We start from the raw sequence: 5,373 nt of genomic DNA, 5'->3' as shown, positions 1-5,373 counted from the left end.
CAGCCTTAAATTCATTGAAATCAAAATTGGATAAATCTATCTTTTTATTCTTACTCATGGGCACCTCTTTTAAGTGTTGAAATTATAACAAGTTAAAAGAGATGACACAGTTATTTAAACACTACCCCTTTATAGGGAACTAACGTGAGTATATTTATCTGCTAACTCATTCAATGCTTCACCACTTACTCGATGAACGGTCCACTCATCCATTGGTTTAGCGCCGAGTCGTTCATAAAATTTAATAGCCGGTTCATTCCAATCTAATACCCACCATTCAAAACGCCCACAATTTCTATCTTTAGCTAATTTAGCTAAGTAAGCCAGCATAATTTGTCCTATTCCATGGCCGCGCGCTTCGGGTTTAACAAATAAATCTTCTAAATAAAGACCTGGTTTGCCTAAAAAGGTTGAATAATTATGAAAGAACAATGCAAAGCTAACTGGTTTTTCATCAAGATAACCAATGATTACCTCTGCATGAGATTTAGAACCAAATAAAGTTTCCAACAATTGTTCCTCAGTAGCGACTACTTCATGAAGCAGTTGCTCATATTCAGCTAATTCTTTAATAAATTGTAAAATTAAAGGGATGTCATATGGTGTTGCAAATCTAATTTTTAAATCTTGATTCATAATATTTATCCTAAAATCTACTTAATGCGGGTTCGGCATTTTATCTCACTTTTTATTTATGTTGCAGAAGGCTTGATGAAAAAAGGTTCTGCATTACTTGTTGAAAATACCTTAAAATTGTGTGGCTGCTCTGCTTCTAAACGTATGTATAAGACAGGTTCGCTGATAAGCTGTTTTTAAAAAGATATAGTTCTCTATTCAGCTGTATCCAATGGAATCAGTATTTACAAGGTGAACGTGAGTTGGCAGAATGTTTTTCTAATCTTTGAATTGAAGGCAGCAGCTTCTGTTAAACATTGAGAATTTTCTTTAATGTAGCATCAAATCTTATTAAAGCTGGAATGATTTGTCCATTATTCTCACAATCGAGTTTTTTCTTGATACTCTCAAAATGTCGTTCTACAGTTCTTTTGGAAATCTCAAGTATAGCGGCGATACGATGTAAATTAAAATTATTGTAATATAAATAAATCATTTCCTTTTCCCTATGCGTTAAATTTTTAGCACCCAAAAAACTAAAGGGAAGGGTATTGTAATCAAAAACTGTATCTTTTATCAGTTCCGTCATTTGTTTATTGGAAGATTGTAAAATAAAGTTTTTCAGTTGAGTTTCATTATCGCAATTTTCCGAGTTAAAGAGCTCATTCATGCGGATGATGCATTCTTTAGGGAGAGTTGAAAAGTTTTCTTTTGTATGTAATCTCCGGATCTTGGCAGCCATATTATCTGCTATCATTTTAAAGTAGTCCAAATTATTAACTACAAAGTTATTTACAAGTCCGGGTTGATGATTGGAGGCAAAGGTTACCATTTCCACATGAGAGGAGTCCTGATAAAAAAAATCAATAAAAAAAGTATAATCCCTTTCAAGAAGACACTTTTTGATCCCAGAAGCAATTACATTGTCATTAGGTACATGGCACACATAATAGTTATTATACTCATAATTCTTTTTACAAAGATTTTGTTCTATATATAACTCTTTATTGAGAATTTCATCAATTATATATTTTTCGGAGTTCAGTTGTAGATACCTTCCTTCTAAATCGAAATACACATACCCCCAAAAGTCGATACATGTTCTGTCGAAAATGCCTCGATATGCCTCACTCAAGAAGGAGGTATATGCTTTCATATTTGTAATAGCGCTCACTTTTTAAAAGCCTCTAATAGGAGTTATTTAAAATACCAACTACGCAATCGGTTCTGCTGTATTTCTATGTTGTAGTATAATTATACAACAAAATGATTAAAATAATTGAAAAATACATTTTTAGCAAAGTTGAAAAATCAATCAAGAACCATTTCAGACGAATAAATATCAACTGTGAATATTCCTCTTTTTTTAAAAAGCTAATTTGACATCAAAATTTTTTAAAAAATGAATTTCTCAATACTACTGAATCAAATTCACTAGTTTCTTAATGTTTTAGGGTGTTTTTGTGAGAGGCAAGAAGCGGTAAAAGCGTCTTGATATTAGCAAACTTCAAAGAAAGAATGTGTAATGGGTTAGCTATAATCTTTGGTTCAAACTGAAAATCCTCATCTTTTACTAGAGAAATTTATCTAAAATGATACATAGTCTTTCATCCCCTAAATTATAATTTTTTATTTTTCCTTGATTAATTTTTATAAACCGAACTTGAACGGGTACATACATTAAATCAATAGTCCAAAACGATGCTACTCTTAACAAAATATTATAAGATCTTGATGTACTTAATTATCACCAAGATCTTTACTTTTGAACCACGCTGTCACAAACTAATTTTTTGTAAATTATTTAAAAAAACTGCTTACCTCCATAGTATCTTCGTGATTAGATCTAAATTGATCCTCAACTACTTTAGGCAAGTCCTTAACAAAATTTTGAAGTGGAGGTTCACTAAAAAATGTGGTTACTTTGACTCCTAGAGAGTAATAGTCTTTTTTCATTGTGACGTTCTCTGGCTTACCAAATCTTTCATTTCTAGCACTTGTGACAGTCACATTGTCATTAATTAATTGAGGTAAAAATTGAGGTTTATTTTTAAGGTCCCATTCCAACCCCAAATCCTTCATAAAACTCAAAAGAATGCTAACTTTTTCTGGATGTTTCTTTTGATCGATTTTTTTAATCTCTTTTGCTATTTTAGCAATAGCTTTTATTTTTCGGTCAGTACAATCAGATAGTAATTGGTGCTTTTTTGCGATCTGGGTTTTTGTATCCTCGACTCCAATTGAATCTTTGATCGCTGAAACCATATCTTTGTTCGTCTTTTGTACCCTTTTATAGTTATTGGTGAACCAACTGGGTTGATTTTTATTAAATTCATTTAACTCTTTAGTAAGATACATAGCCACTGCTTTATCATCATGAAGCTTAAGTCTTTCCTCCTTCACGGGTTCTTTCTGAACTGTAACAGGAACCTGGGAATTGTGTTCAATTTTTTCCGAAAATTTTTCCTGAGCTTTTTTCGAATTCTCATCCATAACATATTTTCCAATTAATACTATTCTTTCCATGAATTCCTGAATCTTCTGGATAAAACTCTTACGAACTATAGGGCAGACTTCGTTGTTTAAACGAAGATTCATATCAGCTATATGAGCTATCATTGCCTTTTCGTTAAGAGCATGCTGTTGTGCTTTTACTTTTTCTTTCAAGGAATTATAAAATATATTACTTAGGGTATTCTCAGAAAACTCATGTCTTCCAAACCGATTCGTTTGCAGCAAATCAAGAACCCTATATTTTTCACCTTCATATAAAATAAAGGTATTAGTTTCAAATTTCGTTAAAAGACTGCAGAAGTTATTGATAGTAATACTTTTTTCTAGTTTTTCTCGTAAATGTTCAAATGCTTCCACCCTTAAATGAGTAATAAGCTCATCAGCAAAAAGACTAAATTTGTTAAGTCTTTTTATTTCATTATCTATAAGCCTAAGATATTTATTTTTTTCAGTTTTCCAGATATCCTCTCTATGTTTTCTTAGTTCTTTATCCCTATTATCTAATTCTTCGTATAGCTTATCTTCTTCTAATTTCTTTTGGGCTTCTTCTTTTTCCTTTAGCTTTCGCTGTTCTATCTCAACAATTTGTTTAACATACTCTTCCTTTAAGGAGCTACAGTCATCATTTATAAAAAATTCTGCACACTTCCATACATCATCTTCCATTGCAAGGTAAGAGACTGTACGATAGATTTCAATTTCAGTAATTTCCTGTAAAATTATTTCTTCCGATGTCGTATATCCCTCTATTTTATCGTTATATTGATTTTGCAATTCAGTTAAATCTTCTTCGTTCGAGTCATCCTCTATATCGTCATGAGAAATGGGTTCAACTTGAAAGTATGGATCTTTTATTTCTGTTTCATTCTTCGCACGCTCTGGTTTGCTTATTTCTATATAACCTTCAAGATCATTCAATTTCTGATGGAAGTCAGATGATAAATAGGTACTAAAATTTTGAGTTTGTCTTAGTAAATACTCAATTTCAGACACAGTAGGAGGCTTAGAACTCCATTGCTGCCACGCTTTTGCTGTGTACTCTTTCAGTAACGTGGAAAGTTCAGTAGTTCTAACTTTTCCATTTTCAGGAAGCTCTTCGCTTAAGAGGTCTTTTAAAAGATAGAAAGGTAGAGCAAAACTCAAATGAAGATTAAAATTTTCTAACGCTTCTTTTTTACTTACTTCTTGCTCATTTAGTGAAAATGCAATTAATTCTTTTTCAACACTATTTTTAAATATTTGATACTCCAATTCATTCAGTGTTGAAATCTCGTTAACTCTCCTCATTAAATCAGCTTTTAAGGGAGCCAATTGTTTTGCTAAACTTACGGTTAAGCTATATTGCTCTGTTTCATTTAATGAATGTATGGGCAGTCCTACATATTTAATTACCTCTGGATTTAATACAAAAAACGGCTCAGGTTTATAAATGCGATCGATAACATTATTTGCTACTTGTTGGACTGTAGCGGGGAATTGTTCTATAGCAGTATCAATCAACTCTTCAAATAGGTCATTGCCACAATCTATACTGTCACCCACTTCACTTATTATTTGACTTGCTTTTTCAAAAAAATTTTCTAAACCAGTCTGTGCTTCGGGTAAGTTTACTTTTTCTAAGGTTATATTTTCTATCTGTTCAGTAGCGCGTTCTACTATTGCATGAAGATCTTCAGTTTTAGAAAAGAGTTCCGCATATACTTGTTCAAAAATATGAGAGGTGTCTTTCTTCAATTTTAATTTTTCTGAAATGCTAAGAACTAAATCAATCCAATCCCCTGATTTATTAGGAAAAGTTTTGTTTATTAGAAGCTTACTATTAAATATATTATTTTCAAAAATGAATGTCTTAATACGGTCATAGTGTAATGTGAAAAGAAATGATTCCCTCTTAAGTTGTTCTTCTACATCTTTATCAGTTTCTACAGGTGCACTGTTATCTTTTAGAAATGAATATCGTTCCTCTGTGGATGGTTTTTCTTTTCTATTTTTGTCAACATAGGCTAAGCCATCTATATGAAGTATCCATTGTTTATTATCTAAAGATTCGCGTATTGTAGAAAGACAGATTAAGCGATAAGCTTTAGGATGAATTCCAAAATTCAAACATTGCGCAGTTGTTGACAGGGGTATAAAACCGCGGAAATATGGCGCAGGCTTAAATTGATCAAAGTACGCGCAAAGTACACACTTTGATCTGACATTTACCTTAAAGCTAAAATGGGGGCTCCTCTCTAAAGATAT

At 32.0% G+C, this 5,373-nt stretch carries 3 protein-coding genes; all 3 read right to left on the bottom strand.

All coding sequences use genetic code 11. The features are described 5' to 3' along the window. Positions 1–129: 129 nt before the first annotated feature. The gene (locus ACWTEW_RS27690) at positions 130–636 is read right to left on the bottom strand and encodes a GNAT family N-acetyltransferase (protein WP_454783609.1); all 507 of its coding nucleotides are present in this window, start codon (positions 634–636) and stop codon (positions 130–132) included. 289 nt (positions 637–925) lie between these two features. Further along, positions 926–1,771 (bottom strand): helix-turn-helix transcriptional regulator, encoded by an 846-nt coding sequence (locus ACWTEW_RS27685; protein WP_454783608.1) that lies wholly within the window; start codon positions 1,769–1,771, stop codon positions 926–928. A gap of 644 nt (positions 1,772–2,415) precedes the next feature. Then, complete coding sequence (locus tag ACWTEW_RS27680; protein ID WP_454783607.1) at positions 2,416–5,235, bottom strand: hypothetical protein; 2,820 nt, start codon at positions 5,233–5,235, stop codon at positions 2,416–2,418. Between the last annotated feature and the right edge of the window lie 138 nt (positions 5,236–5,373).

Source organism: Legionella stuttgartensis, assembly GCF_977063405.2.
Note: the sequence above shows the minus strand (reverse complement) of the source record. Positions and strands in the feature narration are given on the sequence as shown.